Here is a 25,799-nt window from a genome sequence, read left to right as displayed (position 1 = left end):
GTGCTGTGCTCCCTCAGTCCTTGGCCACGGCGCGCAGCCGGTCCACCACGTCGGCCCGCAGGTCGGCGGGCTCCTGTACGACGACGTCCGGACCGAACTCGACGAGCCAGGCGTCCAGGCCGTGTCCGTACGGAATCTCCAACTCGTCCCACCCGTTCCCGAGTTCCCGGACCGTCACGGCGCGCGAGCGCAGCGGGTATCCGGCGCCGGTGCGCAGCCGGATCCGCGCGGTCCTGGTGGCCGTCTCCCCGGCCCAGCTCTCGACGGTCTCGCGGACGGTGACGACGTCGGGCACCTCGGCGGTGAACGCCCCGGCCCGGGAGCGGACCCGGCCGGTGATGCGGGAGAGGCGGAAGACCCGCTCGGCGCGCCGGTCCCGGTCCCAGCCGGCCAGGTACCAGTGACCGCGCCAGCACTCCAGCGTCCACGGCTCGACCTGGCGCTGTTCGGGCGTGGCGGCGTTGCCCTTACGGTAGTCGAAGGTGACCGGGCGACGGTCGCGGCAGGCCAGCATCAGGGGTTCGAACGCCGCCTCGTGGACGGGGATGCGCGGTTCGAGGGCGCTGTGCACCTCGTAGGCGTCCTCGGCCTCCGGCATGCCCGCGGCCCGCAGCTTCTGGAGGGCTCCGCTGGCCGCGCCGGCCAGCCGGGCCTGCTGCCAGACCTTGGCGGCCAGCCCGAGCGCGGCGGCCTCCTCGGCGTCCAGGGTGATCGGGGGCAGCCGGTTGCTGTCGCGGCGGGCGAGGTAGCCGGTCTCGCCGTCCAGGTTCTCCACGGTCTCGATGACCAGGCCGAGCTCGCGCAGATCATCCTTGTCGCGCTCGAACATCCGGTTGAAGGCATCGTCGGAGCCCGCTTCGAGATAGGCCTCGATGGAACCGCGCAGCTCGCGCTTGCTGAGCGGACGGCGGGTCCCCAGGAGACACAGCGCCAGGTTCATCAGCCGCTCGGCCTTGGCAATCGCCATCGACGCCCCTTCTGTTTCGCTCTACGACGGTCGACCGTACCGCTCCGCGCTGCCGGGACAAAAGCGAGGGCCCGTGCCTGCCGGCACGGGCCCTCGTTCCGCACGGATGCGGGGGTCAGACGGAGACCAGGTCGCAGACGAAGATCAGCGTCTCGCCGGGGCCGATGAGGCCGCCGCCGGCGCCGCGGTCGCCGTACGCGAGGTGCGCGGGGATGGTCAGCCGGCGGCGGCCGCCGACCTTCATGCCCTGCACGCCGCGGTCCCAGCCCGCGATGACCTGTCCCGCACCGAGCTGGAACTCCAGCGGCCGGCCGCGGTTCCAGGAGGCGTCGAACTCCTCACCGGTGGAGAAGGCCACACCGACGTAGTGAACGGAAACGGTGGCACCCGCCTGGGCGACCGGGCCGTCGCCCTCCCAGAGGTCCTTGATCTCCAGGTCGGCCGGCGGCTCGCCTTCCGGGAAGTCGATCTCGGGCTTCTCGATGTCCACTGACTTGCTCCTCATTGATGGTGAACTGGGCAACCGGGACAGTCTTACATCTTCGCCAGCAGGTCCACGGCGAAGACCAGCGTGGACTTGGCCGGGATGGTCTGCTGCGCCTTGTCCCCGAAGCCCTGGTCCGGCGGGATGACGAGCAGCACGCGGCTGCCGATCTTCTTGCCGACCAGGCCGTTCTTCAGCCCCTTCAGCGTCACCTGGGCGAGCGGGAAGGTCTGCGTCTTGCCCGCCTGGTAGGTGCTGTCGAAGGTCTTGCCGTCCTTCCACGTCAGTGCGACGTAGTTCACGACGACGCTGTCGGTGTCCTTCACCACCTCGCCCTTGGACTCCAGGATGTAATTGGAGACGAGCTTGGCCGGCGGGGTGTTCTTGGTCGGGATGGTGACCTTGGGGGCCTTGCCGTCCGTGTTGGTGCCGACCTTGGGCAGGTCGATGTTGTCCTGGGCGACCTCGGTGCCCTTGGCGGAGGCCGGGATCTGCGTCGCCTTCAGGACGTCGACGACGAAGACGAGCGTGGCGTTCGGCTTGATGTCGCCCTGGCCCTGGGCGCCGTAGCCGAGGTCCGGCGGGATGACCAGCTGGACGCGGCTGCCGACCTTCTGCCCGACGAGGCCCTTGTCCCAGCCCTGGATGACCATGCCGGCGCCGAGGGTCAGGTCGAACGGCTGCTTGCGGTCGAAGCTGTTGTCGAAGGGCTTGTCGGAATCCCAGGACTGGCCGAGGTAGTTGACCTGGATCGCGTCGCCGTTCTTGAGCGTGGCGCCGTCCCCCTTGCTGAGGACTCTGGTCTTGAGCTCCTTGGGCGGGTTGCCCTCCCCCTTGGCCAGGGTCGGCTTCTCACCGAACTTCGCGCCCGCGGTGATCGCGGGGAACCCGTCCTTCGACGCGGAAGCGGAAACGGAATCGGAGCCCTTCTCGTCACCGCATGCCGCGGTCAGCAGCAGGAGGGGGACGACGAGAAGGCCGGCAAGTCGGCGCACTTGTTCCTCAGATCTCAGACGACACGATGGGGTGGGTCCCCGCCACTCTAGGGGGTGTGCGGCCGATCGGGGCCGGTCCTACACCCCCATGGACGTACGGGGACCCCGTACGGGAAACGTACGGGGTCCTCGTCGCACCGGTGTCCTGGAACGGCCTGTTCCGGCTCACATACCCGCGATCAGCTTCTCCACCCGGTCGTCGACCGAACGGAAGGGGTCCTTGCACAACACCGTGCGCTGCGCCTGGTCGTTGAGCTTGAGGTGGACCCAGTCGACGGTGAAGTCCCGCCGCTGTTCCTGCGCCCTGCGGATGAAGTCCCCGCGCAGCCGCGCCCTGGTGGTCTGCGGGGGCACGGACTTGCCCTCGAAGATCTTCAGGTCGTTGCAGACGCGGGCGGCCTGTCCCTTGCGCTCCAGCAGGTAGTACAGGCCGCGGCGGCGGTGGATGTCGTGGTACGCGAGGTCTATCTGGGCGACCCGCGGGTGCGACATGGTCATGTTGTGCTTGGCCCGGTACCGCTCGATGAGCTTGTACTTCATCACCCAGTCGATCTCGGTCTCGATCCGGTCGAGATCCTCCTCCTCGACCGCGTCGAGCGTGCGGCCCCAGAGCTCCAGGACCTGGGCGACCGTGCCGGTGCGGATGCCCCGGCGGTCGACGAAGTCGACGGCCTTCTCGTAGTACTCGCGCTGCACCTCGATGGCGGAGGCCTCACGGCCGCTGGCCAGGCGCACCTTGCGCCGCCCGGTCGTGTCGTGGCTGACCTCGCGGATCGCCCGGATCGGGTTCTCCAGCGTCAGGTCCCGCATCACCGTGCCGGCTTCGATCATGCGGAGCACCAGGTCGGTCGCGCCGACCTTGAGCAGCATGGTCGTCTCGGACATGTTGGAGTCGCCGACGATGACGTGGAGGCGGCGGTACCGCTCCGCGTCCGCGTGCGGTTCGTCGCGGGTGTTGATGATCGGGCGGGAACGCGTGGTCGCGGAACTGACGCCCTCCCAGATGTGCTCGGCGCGCTGGCTGACGCAGTAGACCGCGCCCCGGGGGGTCTGCAGCACTTTGCCCGCGCCGCAGATCAGTTGTCGCGTGACGAGGAAGGGAATGAGGATGTCCGCGAGCCGGGAGAATTCTCCGTGCCGGGCCACGAGGTAGTTCTCATGGCATCCGTAGGAGTTTCCCGCCGAGTCGGTGTTGTTCTTGAAGAGGTAGACGTCGCCCGCGATTCCCTCCTCGTGCAGGCGGCGTTCGGCGTCGACGAGCAGACCTTCGAGAATGCGCTCGCCGGCCTTGTCGTGGGTGACCAGTTCGGTCAGGTTGTCGCATTCGGGGGTTGCATATTCCGGATGCGATCCCACGTCGAGGTAGAGGCGGGCGCCGTTCCGCAGAAAGACATTGCTGCTGCGGCCCCATGACACAACACGGCGGAAGAGGTAGCGCGCCACTTCATCAGGGGACAGTCGGCGCTGTCCCCTGAACGTGCACGTGACGCCGTACTCGTTCTCCAGCCCGAAAATGCGGCGGTCCATGACTGAACATTACGCCTGATGGCCTGAGCTGAAACCGGGTTCGACAGCACCGTTTCGATCATTTTCCGATCCACGTGCGGCAACCGCGGTACGTCCGGGAACCTCCAGCACCTTTCCGGTAGTCAGGAGAACGAGCAGCGCCGCCACCCCTCCGGCCCCCGCCACGGCGAAACTCCACGAGGTCCCTCCCGCCTCGACGGCGGGCCCCGCCGCGGCCGTTCCGACCGCCGCGCCGACCCCGAACGTGGTCACCAGCCAGGAGAACGCCTCGGTGACGGTGCCCCGCGGGGCGTGCCGGTCGACGACGATGAAGGAGCAGGCGATCGCGGGGGCCAGGAAGACCCCGGCCAGGGCCATCAGGGCGATCATGGCGGGGACCGAGGGGGTCAGCGTCAGGGGCAGGTAGCCGAGCGCCAGCAGGGCGACGACGACCCGGAGGCGGCGTTCCGGCGCCCCGGCCCACTGACGCGCCCCGTAGACCGTGCCGCCGACCAGGGCGCCCAGCCCGAGCGCCGCCATCAGCCAGCCGTACACCGCCTCGCGGCCGTGGTCGTCGGCGTAGGCGACACCGGCCACCGTGATCGAGCCCAGCGCGAGCCCGACGAAGAAGAACGAGCCGAGCAGGGCCAGCAGCCCCGGTGAACGCAGCGCGCCCAGCCAGTGCGCCTCACGGGGTGCGGAGCGCCAGGTGCGGGAGGGTTCGGAGAGGACGACGGAGAGCGCCCCGAGCACGCCGATCACGTTGATGACGAGCAGCGCGGCGGCCGGCGACCAGACGGCGACCAGAGCCGTCACCAGGAGCGGGCCCGCGGTGAACATGACCTCCTGGGCGACCGCGTCCATGGCGTACGCGCGGTGGACCCGGTCCTCCCGGCCCAGGACGCTCGGCCACAGGGCCCGCAGCCCGCCCTCCAGCGGCGGCGTGAAGAGCCCCGCCACCACCACCGCCGCGTAGGCCAGCGGCAGCGACCCCAGGCCCGCCAGCGCCAGCAGGGCCATGCCCAGTGCGGAGACGACGGCGGCGGGCAGCTGGACGCGGGGCTGGCCGTACAGGTCCACGGCACGCCCGAGCAGCGGCTGGCCCACCGCGGTGGCCAGCCCGTAGACGGCGGCGAGCGCGCCGGCCAGGGAGTAGCTGCCGCCCTCGGCACGGGTGAACAGCACGATCGCGATCGGGGCGGTGCCGTTGGGCAGCCGCCCCACCAGGGTTCCCGCCAGCAGCCGGGCGGCGTGCCGCGCCCGGAGGATGTCCAGATAGCCCGCGGCCATGTCGCTTCGCCCCTCTCCCCCGGTGGTTCGGCAACCCCGAGGTTTTACGTATAACGTCGATGCCCATACGTACCATGTGGCCAGTCCGCAGGTCCACCGCACGGCACCTGCCCCGACCGGCCCGGAGGCCCGAGTGAGCAGCGCACCACAACCCGCCCCGCCCCGGCCCACCAGCCGCGACGTGGCGCGGGCGGTGGGCGTCTCGCAGGCGACCGTCTCCCTGGTCCTGGGCGGCAAGTGGCGCGGCCGGGTCTCCGAGGCCACCGCCGAGCGCGTCCGCGGCGCCGCCCGGGGCCTGGGCTACCGGCCGAATCTCGCCGCCCGCAATCTGCGCCTGGGCCGTACCAGGACCGCGCTGCTGGTCGTCCCCGCGCTCACCAACGAGTTCTTCGCCCGGGTCTACACCGGCGCCGCGTCGGTCGCCGCCGAGCACGGCTTCGGCGTCGTCCTCTACCCGTCGCCCGACGGCACCGGACCGGCCAAGGACCCGTTCGCCTCGGCCAGCTCCTCCCTGGACGGCGTGATCGCCTCCTCGATGGCCGCCGACGCCCTCGGCGCGCTGCGCGGCGCCGGTCTGCCGCTGGTCATGCTCGACAGCGACCCGGCGGACACCGGTGTCGCCGCCCGCGTCAACCTGGACATCGCCGACGGGATGCGGCAGGTGGCGGAGCATCTGCTGGCCCTGGGGCACCGCCGCTTCGTCCACCTGGCCTCGGCAGTCGACTCCTGGACGTTCGCGGCGCGCGGCCGGGCGCTGCACGACGCCCTGCGCGCGGTGCCGGGCACCTCGGTACGGACGGTCGCCGCCGCGCTCGACGTGCACGCGGGCCGGGCCGCCGCGGAGCGCGTACTGGCCGGTCCCGGGCCCGCGCCGACCGCGCTCGTCTGCGACGACGACATCCTCGCCGCGGGGGCCTGCAAGGCCGCCCGCAGGCTCGGTCTGCGCGTCCCCGACGACCTGTCGGTCACCGGCTTCGACGACCTGGCGCTGGCGGTGGCCGTGGAGCCAGAGCTGACCACCGTGCAGCTCCCCGCCGAGCAGGTCGGGGAGCGCGGCATGGCCGCCCTGCTGGCGGTCCTGGAGGACCGGCCGGCCGAGCCGGGAAGCCTTCCCGTACGCCTGGTGGCGCGCGGCTCGTCGGCGCCGCCGCGCACATGACCGTGCCCCGGCCCGCCGGAAGGGGCGGACCGGGGCACGGCGGGGATCGCTGCGGGCGGGCTACTCGATGTCCCCGCCGGAATCGGACGTCCCGGTCGCGGCGGACTCGCCGCCCTCCTCGGATTCGGAGCCGACGTCCGCCGGGGAACCGTCCGCCTCCAGCAGGCGGGCGAGCTGCGTGCCGACGATCCGCTTGAACTTCCGCTGCTGCGGCCGCGTCCGGTCCAGGACCGCGACCTCCAGCCGCTCGGCGGGGATCTCCCGCTCGCTGCCGTTGGGGTCGCGGGACAGCGCCTGCACCGCCAGCTTCAACGCCTCGGCGAGCGTCATACCGTCCCGGTGCCGCTGGTCCAGGAAGGTGCTGATCTGCTCGGCGTTGCCGCCGACCGCGACCGAGCCGTGCTCGTCCACGATCGAGCCGTCGTGCGGCAGCCGGTAGATCTGGTCGCCCTCCGGGTCGACGCCGACCTCGGCGACCACCAGCTCCACCTCGTACGGTTTCTCGGCCGCGCTGGAGAAGATCGTGCCGAGCGTCTGCGCGTAGACGTTGGCCAGCCCACGGGCCGTCACGTCGTCGCGGTCGTAGGTGTAGCCGCGCAGATCGGCGTAGCGCACCCCGCCGATGCGGAGGTTCTCGTACTCGTTGTACTTGCCGGCGGCGGCGAAACCGATCCGGTCGTAGATCTCGCTGAACTTGTGCAGCGCGCGGGACGGGTTCTCGCCGACGAACACGATGCCGTCGGCGTACTGCAGCACGACCAGGCTGCGACCACGGGCGATGCCCTTCCGGGCGTATTCCGCCCGGTCGGCCATGGCCTGCTGAGGAGAGACATAGAACGGCGTCGACACCTGTTGTCCGTCCCTTTCTGTCGGTGACGAGAGCGTCGGGGAAGCGGTGGAACGGAGGGTCAGAGCAGCGCGGCGCGCGGGCCGTCGGGCTGCTCCAGCCGGTGTTCCAGGACGGCGCGGGCGATCTCGGAGGATTCCGCCTCGTCCAGCCTCCGGAAGCCCCCGTCGGTGATGACGGTGACGATCGGATAGATGCGCCGGGCCACGTCCGGACCACCGGTCGCCGAGTCGTCGTCCGCGGCGTCGTACAGCGCCTGTACGACCAGGGTCAGGGCGTCCTGCTCCGTCAGGTCCTGGCGGTAGAGCTTCTTCATGGAGTTGCGGGCGAAGACCGAGCCGGAGCCGGTGGCCGCGTACCCGTGCTCCTCGGAGCGGCCGCCGGTGACGTCGTACGAGAAGATGCGCCCCCGCTCACGGTCGATGTCGAAGCCGGCGAAGAGCGGTACGACGGCGAGGCCCTGCATGGCCATGGCCAGGTTGCTGCGGATCATCGTGGAGAGCCGGTTGGCCTTGCCCTCCAGGGAGAGCTGCGCGCCCTCGACCTTCTCGAAGTGCTCCAGCTCCAGCTGGAAGAGCTTGACCATCTCCACGGCCAGCCCGGCGGTGCCGGCGATGCCCACCGCCGAGTACTCGTCGGCCGGGAAGACCTTCTCGATGTCGCGCTGCGCGATCATGTTCCCCATGGTCGCGCGCCGGTCACCGGCCAGGACCACGCCGCCGGGGAACGTCGTCGCGACGATCGTCGTCCCGTGGGGGGCCTCGACCGCACCCTGCAGCGGCGGCAGGTTCCGGTTGCCCGGGAGCATTCCGGGGGCCTGGTCGGACAGGAAATCCATGAACGAAGAGGATCCCGGCGTCAGGAAGGCAGCTGGTAGACGCCCGGTGCTACGAGTGTTGGCTTCCACGCGTTTCCCTCCAGGTAAGCGACGGCCCTGCGCAAGGCGTCAGGATCGTCTCCCAACTTGCCGATGGCCGAATTGCGTTTGATGCGGTTACGCCACGGACCCTACCCGTCCGGCGGCGACGATCCACCCGAACCCCGGGAGCAGCTCCACGGCCCGTTCCGCCGTGTGCGACCGCGCGGTACGGGCCGACCCGACCCGTACCGCGCGCACCGCCCCCCGTTCCTTCGCGTTCACATACGCGGATTACTGTCCACCCTTCTGAACGAAGGACCTCACGAAGTCCTCCGCGTTCTCCTCGAGCACGTCGTCGATCTCGTCCAGAACCGAGTCGACGTCGTCGCTCAGCTTCTCCTGGCGGTCCTTGAGGTCCTCCGAGACCTGCGCGTCCTGCGCCTGCTCCTCGACCTCCTCGGTGGAGCGCGTCGCCTTCTGCTGTCCGCCGCCGGTGTCCTTGGTCGCCATCTAGCTCACCCCGCTCGGTTCGAAGCACTTGAATCAGACCCTACCCACGGGCTCCGACATCGGCCCGGTACTTTCCCTCAACGTCCAGGGGTCATCCCGATGATTCCCCGATCCCGGCCCTTTCAGCCGCCCGTCAGGACCTGGACCAGCTCCTCCGCCGTGCGGCAGCGGTCCAGGAGCTCCTTGACGTGGCTGCGGGTGCCGCGCAGCGGCTCCAGGGTGGGCACCCGCTGCAACGAGTCGTGACCCGGAAGGTCGAAGATGACCGAGTCCCAGGAGGCCGCGGCCACGTCGTCGGCGTACTGCTCCAGGCAGCGGCCGCGGAAATAGGCCCTGGTGTCCTCCGGAGGCTTCGTACGGGCCTCGGCGACCTCGCTCTCGTCCAGCAGCCTCTTCATCTTCCCGCGGGCCGCCAGGCGGTTGTACAGGCCCTTCTCGGCCCGCACGTCGGCGTACTGGAGGTCCACCAGGTGCAGCCGGGCCGCGTCCCAGTCCAGCCCGTCACGGCGGCGGTAGCCCTCCATCAGCTCCCGCTTGGCGATCCAGTCCAGCTCGCCGGAGAGGCTCATCGGATCGTTCTCCAGCCGGTTGAGCGTGTCCTCCCAGCGGCTCAGGACGTCCTTGGTCTGCTCGTCGGCGTCGGCCCCGTACCGCTCCTCGACGTACTTGCGGCCCAGCTCGAAGTACTCCATCTGCAGCTGCACCGCGGTGAGGGTGCGGCCGCTGCGCAGCGTGATGAGCTGGGCGAGATCCGGGTCGTGGGACACCTGGTGCAGCGTGCGCACCGGCTGGTCGACCGCGAGGTCGACGTTGATGAAGCCGTCCTCGATCATGGACAGGACCAGGGACGTGGTGCCGAGCTTGAGATAGGTGGAGATCTCCGAGAGGTTCGCGTCCCCGATGATCACATGGAGCCGGCGGTACTTCTCGGCGTCGGAGTGGGGTTCGTCCCGGGTGTTGATGATGGGGCGCTTGAGCGTGGTCTCCAGCCCGACCTCGACCTCGAAGTAGTCCGCCCGCTGGCTGATCTGGAAGCCGTGCTCGTGGCCGTCCTGGCCGATTCCCACCCGTCCGGCGCCGGTGACCACCTGGCGGGAGACGAAGAACGGGGTCAGGTGGCGCACGATGTCGGAGAACGCGGTCTCCCGCTTCATCAGGTAGTTCTCGTGCGTCCCGTACGAGGCGCCCTTGTTGTCGGTGTTGTTCTTGTACAGATGGATCGGCTGGGCGCCGGGGAGCTGGGCCGCGCGCTCGGCGGCCTCGGCCATGATCCGTTCGCCGGCCTTGTCCCAGAGCACCGCGTCCCGGGGGTTGGTCACCTCGGGCGAGCTGTACTCGGGGTGCGCGTGGTCCACGTAGAGACGGGCCCCGTTGGTGAGGATGACGTTGGCGAGGCCGATGTCCTCGTCGGTGAGCTGGCTGGCGTCCGCGGTCTCGCGGGCGAGGTCGAAACCCCGCGCGTCCCGCAGCGGATTCTCCTCCTCGAAGTCCCAGCGGGCGCGGCGCGCCCGGTGCATCGCCGCCGCGTAGGCGTTGACGATCTGGGACGAGGTGAGCATGGCATTGGCGTTGGGGTGGCCGGGGACGGAGATGCCGTACTCCGTCTCGATGCCCATTACTCGCCGTACGGTCATGCGGCCCTCCTTGCCCGGCGGCGCTCCCTTGAGGGGCGGCGCTCAAGTACCGCTGCTTGTCGGTGCGCGTGCACGGCCCGTCCACGCGTTGCGCGACCGGGCGGTACGCAAGAGCCTAGAGCGCCGCTGCGCCGGCGGGGAGATCAAATGCGCCATTGCCGCGGTGTCGCGTGGGACGTACCGAAAGCGACCGGCTGCGGGCTGCCCGGCCGGGCAGCCCGCAGCCGGTCGGCGTTTCTAGAGGTACTGCCCGGTGTTCGCCACCGTGTCGATGGAGCGACCGGTGTCCGCGCCCTGCTTCCCGGTGACGAGCGTGCGGATGAAGACGATCCGCTCGCCCTTCTTGCCGGAGATCCGGGCCCAGTCGTCCGGGTTGGTGGTGTTCGGAAGGTCCTCGTTCTCCTTGAACTCGTCCACGCATGCCTGGAGGAGGTGGGAGACGCGCAGGCCCTTCTGGCCCTGTTCGAGGAAGGCCTTGATGGCCATCTTCTTGGCCCGGTCGACGATGTTCTGGATCATCGCGCCGGAGTTGAAGTCCTTGAAGTACAGGACTTCCTTGTCGCCGTTGGCGTACGTGACCTCCAGGAAACGGTTCTCCTCGGATTCGGTGTACATCCGCTCGACGACCGACTGGATCATGGCCTGGGCGGCGGCCTCCTTGGAGCCGGTGTGCTCCGCGAGGTCGTCCGCGTGCAGCGGCAGCGAGGGCGTGAGGTACTTCGCGAAGATGTCCTTCGCGGCCTCCGCGTCCGGGCGCTCGATCTTGATCTTCACGTCGAGTCGGCCGGGCCGCAGGATCGCGGGGTCGATCATGTCCTCGCGGTTGGAGGCGCCGATGACGATGACGTTCTCCAGGCCCTCGACACCGTCGATCTCGGCGAGCAGCTGGGGGACGATGGTGTTCTCCACGTCCGAGCTGACGCCGGAGCCACGGGTGCGGAAGAGGGACTCCATCTCGTCGAAGAAGACGATGACCGGGGTGCCCTCACTGGCCTTCTCACGGGCCCGCTGGAAGACCAGGCGGATGTGCCGCTCGGTCTCGCCGACGTACTTGTTGAGCAGCTCGGGGCCCTTGATGTTGAGGAAGTAGCTCTTCCCGGCCGGCTGGCCGGTGACCTCGGCGACCTTCTTGGCGAGCGAGTTGGCGACGGCCTTGGCGATGAGCGTCTTGCCGCAGCCGGGCGGCCCGTAGAGCAGGATGCCCTTGGGCGGACGCAGTTCGTGTTCCTTGAAGAGGTCGGGGTGGAGGTAGGGCAGCTCGACCGCGTCGCGGATCAGCTCGATCTGGTCGCCCAGGCCGCCGATCTTGTCGTAGTCGATGTCCGGGACCTCTTCGAGGACGAGCTCCTCGACCTCGCTCTTGGGCACCACTTCGTAGACGTAGCCGGACCTGGGTTCGAGCAGGAGGGCGTCGCCGGGGCGGATGGTCATGTCCAGCAGCGGCTCGGCGAGCCGCACCACCCGCTCCTCGTCGGTGTGCCCGATGACCAGGGCCCGCTCGCCGTCCTCAAGGATCTCCTTGAGGGTGACGATGTCACCGGCCCGCTCGAATTCCATGGCTTCGACCACGTTGAGCGCTTCGTTGAGCATGACTTCCTGGCCGCGCCGGAGGTCGTCGAGCTCGACGCTGGGACTGACGTTCACCCGGAGCTTGCGGCCCCCGGTGAAGATGTCGCAGGTGCCGTCCTCATTGCTCTGCAGAAACACTCCGAAACCGGCCGGAGGCTGCGCGAGCCGGTCGACTTCTTCCTTGAGGGCCACGATCTGGTCGCGGGCCTCGCGCAATGTGTTGGCGAGCCGCTCATTCTGTGCGGAGACGCCTGCCAGGTTGGTCTGCAACTCGACGATCCGCTCTTCGAGAATCCTCGTATGGCGCGGAGAGTCGGCGAGCTTACGTCGCAGGACGGCGATTTCCTGCTCTAGATAGGCAACCTGGCCGGCCGGGTCTTCGGACCCCCGTCCGGGCCGGATGCCGCGGTTGATGTCGTCGTCGTGGGCTGCCACGGTCCTCACCTCCTCCAAGGGGAGCTGGACGCTTCCTGACCCTACCTGCGTGGGTGATGATTGAAACCCCTAGATCACAAAGACTGCGGTACGTGTCCGATCTTCACCCTTGCGTTCCCCCTCGTGTCTGGGGAATACCCACCCTTCAACATCGGAAAGCCGCCAGTTGTATCGTCGAACCGTTCAACACCCGTCAGGGCTGGCTTCTTTTGGTTCGGATACGCAGGGAACGGCAGGAGAAATGACCGTGCAGCAGGACGCTCCCAACGGTGGCGACACGGAGGATCTGGAGGTCTGGATCGACCAGGACCTCTGCACGGGAGACGGCATCTGCGTCCAGTACGCCCCCGAGGTGTTCGAGCTGGACATCGACGGCCTGGCGTACGTGAAGAGCGCGGACGACGAGCTGCTCCAGGACGCGGGGGCGACGACGCCCGTGCCGCTGCCGCTGCTCCAGGACGTGGTCGACTCGGCCAAGGAGTGCCCCGGCGACTGCATCCACGTACGGCGCGTCTCGGACCGTGTCGAGGTGTACGGGCCCGAGGCCGCCTGATCCCGGCGCTCCCGTCCGGCCGGTCACCCCTCGGTGGCCGGCCGGATGTCGTTTCAGGCGTTGGCGGGGGCGGCCCGCACGGTGCGGACGAACGCTCCGCCCTTCCACTGCCAGGTGACCCGCTCCTGCTGGTCGGGGCAGCAGCGCGCCACGGCCTCGGAGGAGTAGCCGAGCAGGGTGGCCGAGACGATGCCGTCGCGCACCGCGAACTCGCTGATGCTCATCCCCTGGGCGGGGTCGACCAGGGTCGCCACGACCCGGGGTGCGGGCCCGCTCCCCCGGGTGAGGACGTAGACACCGCTGGGCGGGGTCCCGGATCCGGCGTCGCAGTGGACCACCGCGACGGTCTCGGGGCGGGCGTCGCCGTCGAGGTCGCCGGTGGCCTGTTCGGCCACGACGCTCTTGAGGCCGCCGCAGTCCAGGGGGAACGACGCCTTGGCCGGGTCGGGGGCGACGGCGGGGGCGGTGCCGTGCTGCGCCGTGGTGCGGTGCGGGGTGGAGGCCGAGGCCGTGGGGTCCGGCTGGAGCAGGCCGGCTGCCGCGATGACGGCTGCCATGGCCGCCGCGGTGGCGAGCCAGTGCAGCGGCGTGGTGTCGGTGTGCGCGAGGTCCGGGAGCTCGGAGGTCTGCACGCGGGATGTCTCCTGTGGTTCCTGGTGGCCCGAGGATGCCCTGGGCGGGCGGTGCCCGGTGGCGTGGGTGGCCAGCATCGTGCCACACCTCACCGGGCGGTGGAACGGTGGGGTCGTACGTGATTCCCGGCCGGTGGGGCGGTCCTCTCCCACCGGCAACGAAGAGGCGCCGCCGCCGAGTTCCCGGGAAGTGCCCGGAAAGCAGGGCGGCGGCGCCGGTGCATCGCGTGGGGTCAGCCCCGGGAGGAGCCGCTCTGGCTGCCGGGACCGTCGTAGTCCTCGCCGTAGGCGCCCTTGGCCGGGCGACGGCGGCGGAGCGGCGCCTCCACTCCGTCGGCCAGGCGGCGGGCGGTGACGAGGAAGCCGGTGTGGCCGATCATCCGGTGGTCCGGGCGGACCGCGAGGCCCTCCACGTGCCAGTTGCGGATCATCGACTCCCAGGGCTGCGGCTCGGCGAAGCAGCCGATCTCGCGGATGGACTCGACGGTCCGGGCGAGCTGGGTGGTGGTGGCGACGTACGCGCAGAGGATGCCGCCGGGCACCAGGGCCTTGGAGACGGCCTCCAGGCACTCCCAGGGGGCGAGCATGTCCAGGATGACGCGGTCGACGTCGGTGTCCGACAGGTTGTCCTGGAGGTCGCCGACGGTGAGCTGCCAGGCCGGGTGCGGCTCGCCGAAGTAGCGCTCCACGTTCTGCTGGGCGATCTCGGCGAAGTCCTCGCGGCGCTCGTAGGAGTGCAGCATGCCCTGGTCGCCGATGGCGCGGAGCAGGAAGGTGGAGAGCGATCCCGAGCCGACCCCGGCCTCCACGACGCGGGCGCCGGGGAAGATGTCGGCGAAGGCCAGGATCTGCCCCGCGTCCTTGGGGTAGACCACGGCGGCGCCGCGGGGCATGGACAGGACATAGTCGGGGAGCAGGGGGCGCAGCGCGAGATAGGCGACGTTTCCCGTGGTCCGGACCACACTGCCTTCGGGGGCACCGATCAGCTCGTCGTGCGGGAAAGAACCCTTGTGGGTGTGGAAGTTCTTTCCTGCTTCGAGCGTGAAGGTGTAGTGGCGTCCCTTGGGATCGGTGAGCTGGACCTGGTCCCCGACCTTGAAGGGCCCGCGTCGGCGGGCGGCACCGGTCGGTTCAGACATGTGACCAGCGTACCGGTGATTTCCGGGGCGCCCGCCGCGAGCCCCGGCCGTCAGGAGGCGGGCCTGGCCAGGGCCGCGACGAAGGCGTGCTCGACGTCCGAGGTGGACAGGACGCCGTAGATCTCCCCGGTCTCCTCCAGGACCAGGTACTCGGTGGCCGGGGTGGCCTTGAGCCGGTCCAGGAGCGCCTCGCCGGACAGTTCGGCGGAGACCTTCATGCCGTCGGTGAGGTCCTGGGCGAGGCCGCCGACCTCGACCCAGGGGCGGCGGTGCTCGGGCACGGAGACGATGGCGGTCTCCCGGACGATGCCCTGCGGCTCGCCCTCCCCGTCGACGACGACCAGGGCGCGGGCGCCCGCCTCGTTGGCGCGGCGCAGCGCCTCGGAGAGGGGGGTGGCGGACTCCACCGGGACGGCGCGGCGGGTGAGGGTGCGGGCGCGCAGTTCGGGGAGGTGCTCGCGCAGCCGGGCCATGCGCAGGCTGTTGCCCGCGCCGGTCCAGATGATGGCGGCGAGGATGGCGGCGAGCAGCGCGTCGGTCAGGGTGTCCATGCCGCTGAGCTCGGCCGGGTCGTTGCCGAGGGCGCCGGTGCGGGTGAGCAGCGGCAGGCCGATCAGCGTGACGACGGCGAGGGCGCGGCCGACCCAGGCGGCGGCGATCGTGCCGCTCATCGGGCGTCCGGTGATCTTCCACACGACGGCGCGGAGCATGCGGCCGCCGTCCAGCGGGAGGCCGGGGAGCAGGTTGAAGGCGGCGACCAGGAGGTTGGAGATCATCAGCCCGGCGAGCAGGACACCGGGGACGGTGCCCGGCTCGACGAACTTCATCCCGGCGTAGAACACGCCCGCGAGCACCAGGGAGAGCAGCGGTCCGACGAAGGCGAGGAGGAATTCGCGGCCCGGGGTCTCGGACTCCTTCTCGATCTCGGAGACGCCGCCGAAGAACTGGAGCTGGATGCGGCGCACCGGCAGTTTGTAGCGCAGCGCCACGACGGTGTGCGCGAGCTCGTGGACGAGCACGGAGGCGTAGAAGGCGATGGCGAAGAAGAGCGAGACCAGGTAGCGCGCCGCCCCGAGTTCGGGGAGCACCCGGTCGAGCTGGCCGCCGAAGACCCAGGTGATCAGCGCGGCCACCAGGAACCAGCTGGGCGCGACGTACACCGGCACGCCGAAGGGGCGGCCCATGAGGATGCCGCCGCCGGGCTCTTCGGGGCGCTGCGGTCCGCCCTTGTCGGGGCCGGGCGCGGAGGGCGTTTCCTCCGGGCCGGGCTGCGGGCGCCCGCTGTCGCCGCTCTCGTCCACGGGATCCCTTCGGTCGGTGCGCCATGGCGCGGTGATGCGGTGTTCGGAGCTTGTGGGGTCGATGGTATGTCGCCCGCTGTCAGTGGCGGGCCGTAGGGTCTTCGGCATGACCTCCCTGCCGGCGCCCGTCCAGCCTCCTTCCTCCCTGTCGCCGTCGCGGGCGAGCGATTTCATGCAGTGCCCGCTGCTGTACCGCTTCCGGGTCATCGACCGGCTGCCGGAGAAGCCCAGTGAGGCGGCTACCCGGGGCACGCTGGTCCACGCGGTGCTGGAGCGGCTCTTCGACAATCCCGCGGCGGAGCGCACGGCGGGCCGGGCCACGGCGCTGGTCCCCGCCCAGTGGGACCGGCTGCTGGAGTCCCGGCCGGAGCTGTCGGAGCTGTTCGCCGAGGACGCCGGCGGCGAGCGGCTGGCGCGCTGGCTGTCGGAGGCGGAGGGCCTGGTGGAGCGGTGGTTCTCGCTGGAGGACCCGACGCGTCTGGAGCCCGCCGAGCGGGAGCTCTTCGTCGAGACGGAGCTGGAGTCGGGGCTGCGGCTGCGCGGGGTGATCGACCGGATCGACGTGGCGCCGACCGGCGAGGTCCGGATCGTCGACTACAAGACGGGCAAGGCTCCCCGCCCGCAGTACGCGGAGGGCGCGCTCTTCCAGATGAAGTTCTACGCCCTGGTGATCTGGCGGCTGAAGGGTGTGGTGCCGCGCCGGCTCCAGCTCGTCTACCTGGGCAGTGGCGACATCCTGACGTACGACCCGGTGATCGGGGACCTGGAGCGGGTGGAGCGCAAGCTGCTGGCCCTGTGGGAGGCGATCGCGCAGGCCACGGAGACGGGCGAGTGGCGGCCCCGGCCGACGAAGCTCTGCGGCTGGTGCGACCACCGGGCGTTCTGCCCGGAGTTCGGCGGTACTCCCCCGGTCTATCCGCTGACGGTCCGCCCGGCGGAGCCGGAGCCCGGCGCGCAGGGCAGAATGGAGCCGGTCCGTGCCGAGGCAGGCCGGTCCACGGCCCCCGAAGGCCCCTGAGGGAGACAAGGAGACCCTGTGGCTATCCGCGTCCTGCTGGTCGACGACCAGCCACTGCTGCGCACCGGCTTCCGGATGATCCTGGAGGCGGAGGGCGATCTCGCGGTGGTGGGCGAGGCCGGTGACGGTCTCCAGGCCATCGACCAGGTACGGGCGCTGCAGCCCGATGTGGTCCTGATGGACATCCGGATGCCCCGGATGGACGGTGTGGAGGCGACGCGCCAGATCACCGGTCCGGACCGCGACGGTCCGGCGAAGGTGCTGGTGCTGACGACGTTCGACCTCGACGAGTACGTGGTGGAGGCACTGCGCGCCGGCGCCAGCGGCTTCCTGCTGAAGGACGCCCCGGCCAACGAGCTGGTGCAGGCGATCCGGGTCGTCGCGGCGGGCGAGGCGATGCTCGCGCCGAGCATCACCCGCAGGCTTCTCGACAAGTACGCGGACCATCTGCCCTCCGGCGAGGAGCCGGTGCCGAACACCCTGCACACCCTGACCGACCGTGAGGTCGAGGTGCTGAAGCTGGTGGCGCGCGGTCTGTCGAACGCCGAGATCGCCGCGGACCTCTTCGTCAGCGAGACGACGGTCAAGACGCATGTCGGCCATGTGCTGACCAAGCTGGGGCTGCGCGACCGGGTGCAGGCCGCGGTGTACGCGTACGAGAGCGGTCTGGTGCGTCCCGGCGCGCAGTGAGCCCGGGTGCTCAGCGGGGGGCGCGGGAGAGTTCGCCGAGCCGGAGGCCGGTGGAGGGGTTGACCGCGCGTTCGACGCCGGAGAGTCCCTGGCGTGCGGCGGCGTACTCCTTGCCCTGCCAGATCGGCAGCACGGGTACGTCCCTGGCGACGATGGACTGGATCCGCCGGAAGGCCGTGGTGGTCGCGGTGCGGTCGGCCTCACGGCGGGACTGCGGGATGAGCGTCCGCCGCACCGGGACCGAGGTGTAGTCCGAGCCGAGGACGTTGTCGCGGCCGAGGAACGGGGCGGTGAAGTTGTCCGGGTCCGGGAAGTCGGGGAACCAGCCCATGCCGTAGACGGCGTACTCGCCGCGGAGCTGCGCGGGGCGGAAGGTGTCCCAGGCGGTGCCCCGGAGGGTGACGTCGAACAGTCCGGTGCGGTCGAGCTGCTTCTTCAGCAGGGTGAACTCGTCGGCCGTGGCGGCGCCGAAGTGGCCGGTGGGGTAGTTCAGGGTGAGCTTCACCGGGGTGCGGACGTGCGCGGAGCGCAGCAGCGCCGCGGCCTTGGCGGGGCTGGGTTCGCCGTACCGGTCGTGGAACGAGTTGGTGTGCGCGGCGATGCCGGAGGGGATCAGCGAGTAGAGCGGATCGGCCGTATCCCCGTAGACCGTGGCCGTGATCTCGTCCCGGTCGACGATCTGGGCCATGGCCTGGCGGACCGCCCTGTTCCGTACGGTCCCGTCGCCGGTGTCGAAGCCGAGGTAGTGGATGCCGAGGCCGGGCATCTCGGTGAGTACGACGCCGTCCGCGGGCTCCTCCCGCAGCCGCCGGGCCTGGGCCGGGGTCATGGTGCGGGTCATCATGTCGATCCGCCGGTCGCGGAGGGCCTTCTCCATGGCCCCCGCGGTGTCGAAGAGGTCCAGCTCGACCCGTTCGTTCCGTATCCTCAGGCTGCCCTTGTAGCGGGGGTTGCGGGTGAAGCTGATCCTGACGGCCCGGTTCCGGTCGGTCTCCGCCTTCATGGTGTACGGGCCCGAGCCGTCCACTTGGAAGCCGGTCCGCGCGGACTTGGCGGGGTACGACCCGCGCGGCACGATGCCCGCGACGGGGGTGGTGAGCTTGTACGGGAACGTGGCGTCCGGGGTGCGGAGGTGGAAGACTACCTCGCGTTGGCCCTGGGCCTCGACCGTGTCGATCGTGTCGAGCAGCGCGGCGGCCGGGCCGCCCGGGGTGTGCAGGGCGAGGGCCCGGTCGATGGAGTACGTGACGTCGTCGGCGGTGAGCGGGGTCCCGTCGGCGAAGGTCAGGCCGGGGCGCAGTTCGCAGCGGTAGCTCTCGTTCTGCCGGTCGGTGAACCGGCAGCTCTCGGCCGCCTCGGGCACCGGTGCGCCGCCGCCGACCGGTATCCGGGTCAGGGTCTGCACGGTCTGGCGCAGCACGTTCCACGCGCCCGTCTCGTGGCCGACGGCGGGGTCGAGCGGGGCGGGGGCGCTCTTCGAGACGGCGATCCGGTCGGTGGCGCCGACCACGACGGCCGCCCCTCGGCCGGTCCCCTCGTCCGATGCGCCGCAGGCGGCGAGTACGGGTGCGAGGAGGCCGGCGACGGCCGGCAGCACCAGGTTCTTGCGGTTCATCGTGGACGCTCTCCCTCATCCGGGCGTGGACAGAGCGACAGTAGTGGGTACCGTCGGCCAGCCAGGAACGAGGGGTTCCGGTTCCCGGTGGGAGGGCCGGGCCGGTGGCCGGTTCAGTACGGTGCCGAGACCAGGCGCCGCAGGAAGGCCAGGTCGACCTCTTCGAGCGAGCCCACGACCTGCCGGCCCGGTGCGGGGGCGATGGGCGCGACGGAGGGTACGGCGACCACCCGGCAGCCCGCCGCCTCGGCGGCGGCGACGCCGGTCGCGGTGTCCTCGATCACCGCGCAGCGCTCGGGGGCGGCACCGAGGCCGGCCGCAGCGACGAGATAGGGCTCCGGGTTCGGCTTGGTGCGGGAGACCTCGTCGCCCGCGACGGTCAGGCCGAAGCGGTGCGGGCGCAGCGACTCCAGTACCTGGTCGATGATCCGGCGGTGCGAGGCGGAGACCAGGGCGGTGGGGATTCCGTGCCCGGCCAGCTCGGCCAGCAGCCGCTCGGCGCCCGGCATCAGCGGGACGCCCCGGCCGATGCGCTTCTCGAAGCGGTCGTTGAGCAGCACGGTGAGTTCGTCGAGGCTGACGTCGGCGCCGGTGACCTCGATGAGGTATCCGGCGCTGCGGGTCATCGGGCCGCCGACCACCACGTCCCGCCACGCCTCGTCGAGCCGGTGCCCGAGGTCGGCGAAGACCTCCACCTCGGCGTCCCACCAGAACCCCTCGGTGTCGACCAGGGTGCCGTCCATGTCGAGGAGGACTGCCTGGAGCGCGGCGTCTTCGGCCGTGCGGGTCAAGGACGCGGGGACCGTACTGGTCATCCGGCACACCTTCCGTAAGGGACGAGAAGGCCGGCCGCCACTCCCGTGGGAGGGCGACCGGCCTGCACTGGACCGACAAGTGTACGACTTGCGGTGCTGCCGCGCGTCGAACGGCGTCTTACCGGGCGTTGAAGTACTTGGCTTCCGGGTGGTGGATGACGATCGCGTCGGTGGACTGCTCCGGGTGCAGCTGGAACTCCTCGGAGAGGTGCACCCCGATCCGCTCCGGCCGGAGCAGGTCGGCGATCTTGGCGCGGTCCTCCAGGTCGGGGCAGGCCCCGTAGCCGAGGGAGAAGCGGGCCCCCCGGTACTTCAGCGCGAACATGTCCTCGACGTCGGCCGGGTCCTCGCCGCCGAAGCCCAGCTCGGAGCGGACCCGGGCGTGCCAGTACTCGGCCAGCGCCTCGGCCAGCTGGACGGAGAGGCCGTGCAGCTCCAGATAGTCGCGGTAGGAGTTGGCCTCGAAGAGCTTGGCCGTCTCGGCGCCGATCCGCGAGCCGACCGTGACGACCTGGAGGCCGACGACGTCGGTCTCGCCGGACTCCTCGGGCCGGAAGAAGTCCGCGAGGCAGAGCCGGCGGCCGCGGCGCTGGCGGGGGAAGGTGAAGCGGGTGCGCTCGGAGCCGTCCTCGTGGAGCAGGATCAGGTCGTCGCCCTTGGAGACGCACGGGAAGTAGCCGTGGACGACGGCGGCTTCCAGGAGGTTCTCGGTCTGGAGCTTGTCGAGCCAGCCGCGCAGGTGCGGGCGGCCCTCGGTCTCCACCAGCTCCTCGTAGGTGGGCCCGTCCCCGGCCCGGGACTGCTTGAGGCCCCACTGCCCCTTGAAGAGGGCTCCCTCGTCGAGCCAGGAGGCGTACTCCTTGAGCTGGATGCCCTTGACGACGCGGGTTCCCCAGAACGGGGGCTCGGGGACCGGGTTGTCGACGGCGACGTCGGAGCGCACGCCCTCCTCCGGCTCGTCGACCTCCAGGACCGCGGCGTCGCGCTTGGGCACCCGGCGCTGCTTCAGCTCCGGCAGGACGGCGCCGGGGACGCCGCGCTTGACCGCGATCAGCGCGTCCATCAGGCGCAGCCCCTCGAAGGCGTCGCGGGCGTAGCGGACCTCGCCCTCGTAGATCTCGTGGAGGTCCTGCTCGACGTAGGCGCGGGTGAGGGCGGCGCCGCCGAGGATGACGGGGTAGTCGGCGGCCATCTTGCGCTGGTTGAGCTCCTCCAGGTTCTCCTTCATGATCACGGTGGACTTGACCAGGAGCCCGGACATGCCGATCACGTCGGCCCGGTGCTCCTCGGCGGCCTCCAGGATCGCGGAGACGGGCTGCTTGATGCCCAGGTTGACGACGTTGTAGCCGTTGTTCGACAGGATGATGTCGACGAGGTTCTTGCCGATGTCGTGGACGTCGCCGCGCACCGTGGCCAGCACGATGGTGCCCTTGCCCTCGGCGTCGGACTTCTCCATGTGCGGTTCCAGGTGGGCGACCGCGGTCTTCATGACCTCGGCGGACTGGAGGACGAAGGGCAGCTGCATCTGGCCGGAGCCGAAGAGCTCGCCGACGACCTTCATGCCCTCCAGGAGGGTGTCGTTGACGATGTCGAGAGCGGGGCGGGAGCGGAGCGCCTCGTCGAGGTCGGTCTCCAGGCCGTTCTTCTCGCCGTCGATGATGCGGCGCTGGAGGCGCTCCTCCAGCGGCAGCGCGGCCAGTTCCTCGGCCTTGCCCGCCTTCATCGACTTGGTGCTGACGCCCTCGAACAGCTCCATGAGCCTCTGGAGCGGGTCGTAGCCCTCGGCGCGCCGGTCGTAGACGAGGTCGAGGGCCACCTTGACCTGCTCCTCGTCCAGTCGGGCGATCGGGAGGATCTTGGAGGCGTGCACGATCGCGGAGTCCAGTCCGGCCTTGACGCACTCGTCGAGGAAGACGGAGTTCAGCACGACCCGGGCGGCCGGGTTGAGGCCGAAGGAGATGTTGGACAGGCCGAGCGTGGTCTGCACCTCGGGGTGGCGCTTCTTCAGCTCGCGGATCGCGCCGATGGTGGCGATGCCGTCGCCCCGCGACTCCTCCTGGCCGGTGCAGATGGTGAAGGTCAGGGTGTCGATCAGGATGTCCGACTCGCGGATGCCCCAGTTGCCGGTCAGGTCGGCGATCAGGCGCTCGGCCACGGCGACCTTGTGCTCGACGGTGCGGGCCTGGCCCTCCTCGTCGATGGTCAGCGCGATCAGCGCGGCGCCGTGCTCGGCGGCCAGGGCGGTGACCTTGGCGAACCGCGACTCGGGCCCGTCGCCGTCCTCGTAGTTGACCGAGTTCAGCACCGCGCGGCCGCCCAGCTTCTCCAGGCCGGCCCGGAGCACCGGGACCTCCGTGGAGTCCAGCACGACCGGGAGCGTGGAGGCGGTCGCGAAGCGGCCGGCCAGCTCCTCCATGTCGGCCACCCCGTCGCGGCCCACGTAGTCCACACAGAGGTCGAGCATGTGCGCGCCCTCGCGGATCTGGTCGCGGGCCATCTCCACGCAGTCGTCCCAGCGGGCCTCCAGCATGGCCTCGCGGAACTTCTTCGACCCGTTGGCGTTCGTCCGCTCGCCGATCGCCAGGTACGAGGTGTCCTGGCGGAACGGGACGGTCTGGTAGAGGGAGGCCGCGCCCGGCTCGGGGTGCGGGGTACGGGGGACGACGGCGGTGCCGCGGACGCGCTCGACGACCTGGCGCAGGTGCTCGGGGGTCGTACCGCAGCAGCCGCCGACCAGGGAGAGGCCGTACTCCCGGACGAAGGTCTCCTGGGCGTCCGCCAGCTCGGACGGGGTGAGCGGGTAGTGCGCGCCGTCCTTGCCGAGCACGGGGAGGCCGGCGTTGGGCATGCAGGAGAGCGGGATGCGGGAGTGCCGGGCGAGGTAGCGCAGGTGCTCGCTCATCTCGGCGGGGCCGGTGGCGCAGTTCAGACCGATGAGGTCGATGCCGAGCGGCTCCAGGGCGGTGAGCGCCGCGCCGATCTCGGAGCCGAGCAGCATGGTGCCGGTCGTCTCGACGGTGACGGAGCAGATCACCGGCAGCGAGGCGCCCGCGGCCGCGAGGGCGCGGCGGGCGCCGATGACGGACGCCTTGGTCTGGAGCAGGTCCTGGGTGGTCTCGATCAGCAGGGCGTCGGCGCCGCCCGCGATCAGCCCCTCGGCGTTCCGCTGGTAGGCGTCGCGGAGCTTGGTGTACGGGGCGTGGCCCAGGGTCGGCAGCTTCGTGCCGGGGCCGATCGAGCCGAGGACCCAGCGCTGCTGCCCGGTCTCGGCGGTGAACTCGTCGGCGACCTGGCGGGCGATGCTCGCGCCGGACTCGGAGAGCTCGAAGATCCGCTCGGGGATGTCGTACTCGCCCAGGGCCGACAGGTTGGCGCCGAAGGTGTTGGTCTCGACGCAGTCCACCCCTGCGTCGAAGTACTCCTGGTGCACCGAGCGCACGATGTCGGGGCGGGTGACGTTCAGGATCTCGTTGCAGCCCTCGAGGTCCTGGAAGTCGTCGAGGGACGGGTCCTGCGCCTGGAGCATGGTGCCCATGGCACCGTCGGCCACCACGACACGGGTGGCGAGTGCCTCACGGAGGGCTTCGGCTCGGTTCCGGCTGTCGGCGGAAGGGGTCGGCGACGAGGCCATGGATGTGCTCCCTGGGATGCGACGGCTGTCGGCTTTGCGCACTTCGGTGGAAGACGCACCGGGCCAGCGTAGCCCGGTGACGGCCGGGGCCGTCACTCCGTCCCACGGAGCGGACTGCATGCTGTGCGGGGAGATGTCCGGATCCATGAGGTGGCGCGGTTTCGTCGCATGACCGAGCATCGGTCGGCATCGACCGATAGTGTTCAGCATTGTCGAACCGAGGTGGAGGAGTACGGCGCGATGGCCAAGAACATCCAGTCGCTGGAGCGGGCGGCGGCGATGCTGCGCCTGCTGGCAGGCGGCGAGCGGCGGCTGGGACTGTCCGACATCGCCTCTTCGCTGGGGCTGGCCAAGGGCACCGCGCACGGCATCCTGCGCACCCTCCAGCACGAGGGCTTCGTCGAGCAGGACGCGGCGTCCGGCCGCTACCAGCTGGGGGCCGAGCTGCTGCGCCTGGGCAACAGCTATCTGGACGTGCACGAGCTGCGGGCCCGCGCCCTGGTCTGGACGGACGACCTGGCCCGCTCCAGCGGTGAGAGCGCCCATCTGGGCGTGCTGCACCAGCAGGGCGTCCTCGTCGTCCACCACGTCTTCCGCCCCGACGACAGCCGCCAGGTGCTGGAGGTCGGGGCCATGCAGCCGCTGCACTCCACGGCCCTGGGCAAGGTGCTGGCGGCGTACGACCCGGTGGCGCACACCGAGGCCATGGAGGCCGAGCGGCAGTCCTTCACCCCGCGCACGGTGACCGGCGCGGAGGAGTTCGAGGCGATGCTCGACCTGATCCGGGCGCGCGGCTGGGCGGCCGACGTGGAGGAGACCTGGGAAGGGGTGGCCGCGGTGGCCGCCCCGATCCACGACCGGCGCCGGATGCCGGTCGGCGCGGTGGCCGTGACCGGCGCCGTGGAGCGGGTCTGCGCGGCCGGGGAGCTGCGCCCCGAGCTGATCGCGGCGGTGCGCGACTGCGCCCGCGCGGTCTCCCGGGACCTGGGCGCCGGCCGGTTCTGACCGGCCCCGGCCACGGGGCCGGGGACCGCCGGGGGCCGGCCCGGGACCGTGCGGGACGGTCCCGGGCCGGCCCCGTCCGGCGCGCCGCCTTCCGGACGCGACACCACCGGTAACGATCGAGTTCGGGGCCGCACAACTCTTGACGCCCGATTCACCGAGGGGAAGCATTGCCGTTCACCGGTCGGCATTGTCGAACACCTGACGGAAGTGGCGTTAGGGTGTGACGGTGCGCAGGGCCGGAAAACGCCCTCCCCCCGAGGGCGCGGACCACCGGAGTGACCCGTGGTTCGGCTTCCCTGGACGAAGGACAAAGGAGTCGCGGGTGTCCAGCTCCGACATCTTCATCGGCGAGACCATCGGTACCGCCGTGCTCATCCTGCTCGGCGGTGGTGTCTGTGCCGCCGTCACGCTCAAGCACTCCAAGGCCCGGAACGCCGGCTGGCTGGCCATCACCTTCGGGTGGGGTTTCGCGGTGCTGACCGGCGCGTACCTGGCCGGCGGCGTCTCGGGCGCGCACCTCAACCCGGCGGTCACCATCGGCCTCGCGATCGAGGGCGGCACGAAGTGGAGCGACGTACCTGTCTACCTCGGCTCCCAGCTGCTCGGCGCGATGATCGGCGCGGTGCTGGTCTGGGTGACGTACTACGGGCAGTTCCGGGCCCATCTGACCGATCCGGAGATCGTGGGCACCCGGACGGGTGAGGACGGCATGGTCGACCAGGCCGCCGCCCCCGCGGCCGGGCCGGTCCTCGGTATCTTCTCCACCGGTCCGGAGATCCGGAACGCCGTGCAGAACCTGGCCACCGAGGTCATCGCCACCGTCGTGCTGGTCCTGGCCATCCTCACCCAGGGCCTCAACAACGACGGCAACGGCCTGGGCACCCTCGGCGCCCTGATCACCTCGCTGGTCGTCGTCGGCATCGGCCTCTCGCTCGGCGGCCCGACGGGGTACGCGATCAACCCGGTCCGCGACCTCGGCCCGCGTATCGTGCACGCGCTGCTGCCGCTGCCGAACAAGGGCGGTTCCGACTGGGGCTACGCCTGGGTCCCGATCGTCGGCCCGCTCGTCGGCGGCGCGATAGCCGGCGGGCTCTACAACGTCGCCTTCGCCTGAGCCGCGGCACCCGTAGCCGTACCCCTCACGA

Annotated in this window: 22 protein-coding genes and 1 pseudogene; 6 read left to right on the top strand and 17 right to left on the bottom strand. The window is 70.7% G+C overall.

Annotated elements, in window-relative coordinates; genetic code table 11:
- Positions 1–13 precede the first annotated feature (13 nt).
- The 5 genes from ACIQGQ_RS19325 to ACIQGQ_RS19305 form a co-directional block, all read right to left on the bottom strand.
- Positions 14–967: a helix-turn-helix transcriptional regulator gene (locus ACIQGQ_RS19325; RefSeq protein WP_402397327.1), complete on the bottom strand. Its 954-nt coding sequence runs from the start codon at positions 965–967 to the stop codon at positions 14–16.
- 115 nt (positions 968–1,082) lie between these two features.
- Positions 1,083–1,457, bottom strand: coding sequence for an FKBP-type peptidyl-prolyl cis-trans isomerase (locus ACIQGQ_RS19320; protein ID WP_366290239.1), 375 nt, complete (start codon positions 1,455–1,457; stop codon positions 1,083–1,085).
- A 44-nt stretch (positions 1,458–1,501) separates the two neighbouring features.
- Complete coding sequence (locus ACIQGQ_RS19315) at positions 1,502–2,446, bottom strand: FKBP-type peptidyl-prolyl cis-trans isomerase (protein WP_366290236.1); 945 nt, start codon at positions 2,444–2,446, stop codon at positions 1,502–1,504.
- Positions 2,447–2,611: 165 nt separating this feature from the next.
- Positions 2,612–3,973: a Pup--protein ligase gene (gene pafA, locus ACIQGQ_RS19310; RefSeq protein ID WP_366290233.1), complete on the bottom strand. Its 1,362-nt coding sequence runs from the start codon at positions 3,971–3,973 to the stop codon at positions 2,612–2,614.
- Positions 3,974–3,982: 9 nt separating this feature from the next.
- Entirely contained in the window at positions 3,983–5,242 is a 1,260-nt protein-coding gene (locus ACIQGQ_RS19305) for an MFS transporter (RefSeq protein WP_402397323.1), read from the bottom strand.
- Between the two features lie 133 nt (positions 5,243–5,375).
- On the opposite strand from ACIQGQ_RS19305, the gene ACIQGQ_RS19300 reads away from it, so the two are divergent.
- Positions 5,376–6,401, top strand: coding sequence for a LacI family DNA-binding transcriptional regulator (locus ACIQGQ_RS19300; protein WP_402397320.1), 1,026 nt, complete (start codon positions 5,376–5,378; stop codon positions 6,399–6,401).
- A 60-nt stretch (positions 6,402–6,461) separates the two neighbouring features.
- Here ACIQGQ_RS19300 and prcA read toward each other — a convergent pair whose 3' ends face one another.
- The 6 genes and pseudogenes from prcA to arc all read right to left on the bottom strand — a co-directional run bounded on the left by prcA (position 6,462) and on the right by arc (position 12,255).
- The gene (gene prcA, locus ACIQGQ_RS19295) at positions 6,462–7,250 is read right to left on the bottom strand and encodes a proteasome subunit alpha (RefSeq protein WP_402397318.1); all 789 of its coding nucleotides are present in this window, start codon (positions 7,248–7,250) and stop codon (positions 6,462–6,464) included.
- A 59-nt stretch (positions 7,251–7,309) separates the two neighbouring features.
- Complete coding sequence (gene prcB, locus ACIQGQ_RS19290; protein ID WP_402397316.1) at positions 7,310–8,155, bottom strand: proteasome subunit beta; 846 nt, start codon at positions 8,153–8,155, stop codon at positions 7,310–7,312.
- Positions 8,107–8,297, bottom strand: a pseudogene (locus ACIQGQ_RS19285) (endonuclease domain-containing protein); the annotation flags it as partial. The gene prcB and the pseudogene ACIQGQ_RS19285, both read right to left, overlap by 49 nt.
- 101 nt (positions 8,298–8,398) lie before the next feature.
- Positions 8,399–8,617, bottom strand: a complete 219-nt coding sequence (locus tag ACIQGQ_RS19280; RefSeq protein WP_124718707.1) for a ubiquitin-like protein Pup — start codon at positions 8,615–8,617, stop codon at positions 8,399–8,401.
- 122 nt (positions 8,618–8,739) lie between these two features.
- Complete coding sequence (gene dop / locus ACIQGQ_RS19275) at positions 8,740–10,251, bottom strand: depupylase/deamidase Dop (RefSeq protein ID WP_366290218.1); 1,512 nt, start codon at positions 10,249–10,251, stop codon at positions 8,740–8,742.
- A gap of 237 nt (positions 10,252–10,488) precedes the next feature.
- Complete coding sequence (gene arc, locus ACIQGQ_RS19270) at positions 10,489–12,255, bottom strand: proteasome ATPase (RefSeq protein ID WP_366290215.1); 1,767 nt, start codon at positions 12,253–12,255, stop codon at positions 10,489–10,491.
- Positions 12,256–12,496: 241 nt separating this feature from the next.
- On the opposite strand from arc, the gene ACIQGQ_RS19265 reads away from it, so the two are divergent.
- The gene (locus tag ACIQGQ_RS19265; protein WP_352280591.1) at positions 12,497–12,808 is read left to right on the top strand and encodes a ferredoxin; all 312 of its coding nucleotides are present in this window, start codon (positions 12,497–12,499) and stop codon (positions 12,806–12,808) included.
- Positions 12,809–12,861: 53 nt separating this feature from the next.
- Here the strand turns inward: ACIQGQ_RS19265 and ACIQGQ_RS19260 are convergent, their stop codons facing one another.
- The 3 genes from ACIQGQ_RS19260 to ACIQGQ_RS19250 form a co-directional block, all read right to left on the bottom strand.
- On the bottom strand, positions 12,862–13,440 hold the full coding sequence (locus ACIQGQ_RS19260) for a hypothetical protein (protein WP_402397311.1): 579 nt from the start codon (positions 13,438–13,440) through the stop codon (positions 12,862–12,864).
- Between the two features lie 233 nt (positions 13,441–13,673).
- Complete coding sequence (locus ACIQGQ_RS19255; protein WP_093541283.1) at positions 13,674–14,579, bottom strand: tRNA (adenine-N1)-methyltransferase; 906 nt, start codon at positions 14,577–14,579, stop codon at positions 13,674–13,676.
- Between the two features lie 50 nt (positions 14,580–14,629).
- The gene (locus ACIQGQ_RS19250) at positions 14,630–15,880 is read right to left on the bottom strand and encodes a site-2 protease family protein (RefSeq protein WP_402397308.1); all 1,251 of its coding nucleotides are present in this window, start codon (positions 15,878–15,880) and stop codon (positions 14,630–14,632) included.
- Between the two features lie 172 nt (positions 15,881–16,052).
- Here ACIQGQ_RS19250 and ACIQGQ_RS19245 point away from each other — a divergent pair, with 172 nt between their 5' ends.
- On the top strand, positions 16,053–16,898 hold the full coding sequence (locus ACIQGQ_RS19245; protein ID WP_402397699.1) for a RecB family exonuclease: 846 nt from the start codon (positions 16,053–16,055) through the stop codon (positions 16,896–16,898).
- An 18-nt stretch (positions 16,899–16,916) separates the two neighbouring features.
- A complete protein-coding gene (locus ACIQGQ_RS19240; RefSeq protein WP_366290206.1) occupies positions 16,917–17,588 on the top strand; it encodes a response regulator transcription factor in 672 nt (223 codons plus the stop codon).
- A 10-nt stretch (positions 17,589–17,598) separates the two neighbouring features.
- On the opposite strand, the gene ACIQGQ_RS19235 is transcribed toward ACIQGQ_RS19240, so the two are convergent.
- From ACIQGQ_RS19235 to metH, 3 genes are all read right to left on the bottom strand, one after another.
- Positions 17,599–19,203: an ABC transporter substrate-binding protein gene (locus ACIQGQ_RS19235; protein ID WP_402397305.1), complete on the bottom strand. Its 1,605-nt coding sequence runs from the start codon at positions 19,201–19,203 to the stop codon at positions 17,599–17,601.
- Positions 19,204–19,316: 113 nt separating this feature from the next.
- Positions 19,317–20,018 carry an HAD family hydrolase gene (locus ACIQGQ_RS19230; RefSeq protein ID WP_402397303.1) on the bottom strand — a complete coding sequence of 234 codons (702 nt, stop codon included), beginning with the start codon at positions 20,016–20,018 and terminating at the stop codon, positions 19,317–19,319.
- Between the two features lie 118 nt (positions 20,019–20,136).
- The gene (metH, locus tag ACIQGQ_RS19225) at positions 20,137–23,649 is read right to left on the bottom strand and encodes a methionine synthase (protein ID WP_402397299.1); all 3,513 of its coding nucleotides are present in this window, start codon (positions 23,647–23,649) and stop codon (positions 20,137–20,139) included.
- 240 nt (positions 23,650–23,889) lie between these two features.
- On the opposite strand from metH, the gene ACIQGQ_RS19220 reads away from it, so the two are divergent.
- Both ACIQGQ_RS19220 and ACIQGQ_RS19215 read left to right on the top strand, forming a co-directional pair.
- Positions 23,890–24,654 carry an IclR family transcriptional regulator gene (locus ACIQGQ_RS19220; protein ID WP_352280606.1) on the top strand — a complete coding sequence of 255 codons (765 nt, stop codon included), beginning with the start codon at positions 23,890–23,892 and terminating at the stop codon, positions 24,652–24,654.
- Positions 24,655–24,976: 322 nt separating this feature from the next.
- Entirely contained in the window at positions 24,977–25,768 is a 792-nt protein-coding gene (locus ACIQGQ_RS19215) for an MIP/aquaporin family protein (RefSeq protein WP_402397296.1), read from the top strand.
- The last annotated feature ends 31 nt before the right edge of the window (positions 25,769–25,799 follow it).

Source organism: Streptomyces sp. NPDC092952 (assembly GCF_044754785.1).
GTDB lineage: Bacteria > Actinomycetota > Actinomycetes > Streptomycetales > Streptomycetaceae > Streptomyces.
Note: the sequence above shows the minus strand (reverse complement) of the source record. Positions and strands in the feature narration are given on the sequence as shown.

Coding starts and splice junctions, on each gene's coding strand:
- ACIQGQ_RS19325 (WP_402397327.1), bottom strand. CDS start 967: ATGGCGATTGCCAAGGCCGAGCGGCTGATGAACCTGGCGCTGTGTCTC.
- pafA (WP_366290233.1), bottom strand. CDS start 3,973: ATGGACCGCCGCATTTTCGGGCTGGAGAACGAGTACGGCGTCACGTGC.
- ACIQGQ_RS19305 (WP_402397323.1), bottom strand. CDS start 5,242: ATGGCCGCGGGCTATCTGGACATCCTCCGGGCGCGGCACGCCGCCCGG.
- ACIQGQ_RS19280 (WP_124718707.1), bottom strand. CDS start 8,617: ATGGCGACCAAGGACACCGGCGGCGGACAGCAGAAGGCGACGCGCTCC.
- dop (WP_366290218.1), bottom strand. CDS start 10,251: ATGACCGTACGGCGAGTAATGGGCATCGAGACGGAGTACGGCATCTCC.
- ACIQGQ_RS19265 (WP_352280591.1), top strand. CDS start 12,497: ATGACCGTGCAGCAGGACGCTCCCAACGGTGGCGACACGGAGGATCTG.
- ACIQGQ_RS19255 (WP_093541283.1), bottom strand. CDS start 14,579: ATGTCTGAACCGACCGGTGCCGCCCGCCGACGCGGGCCCTTCAAGGTC.
- ACIQGQ_RS19245 (WP_402397699.1), top strand. CDS start 16,053: ATGCAGTGCCCGCTGCTGTACCGCTTCCGGGTCATCGACCGGCTGCCG.
- ACIQGQ_RS19235 (WP_402397305.1), bottom strand. CDS start 19,203: ATGAACCGCAAGAACCTGGTGCTGCCGGCCGTCGCCGGCCTCCTCGCA.
- ACIQGQ_RS19230 (WP_402397303.1), bottom strand. CDS start 20,018: ATGACCAGTACGGTCCCCGCGTCCTTGACCCGCACGGCCGAAGACGCC.
- metH (WP_402397299.1), bottom strand. CDS start 23,649: ATGGCCTCGTCGCCGACCCCTTCCGCCGACAGCCGGAACCGAGCCGAA.
- ACIQGQ_RS19220 (WP_352280606.1), top strand. CDS start 23,890: ATGGCCAAGAACATCCAGTCGCTGGAGCGGGCGGCGGCGATGCTGCGC.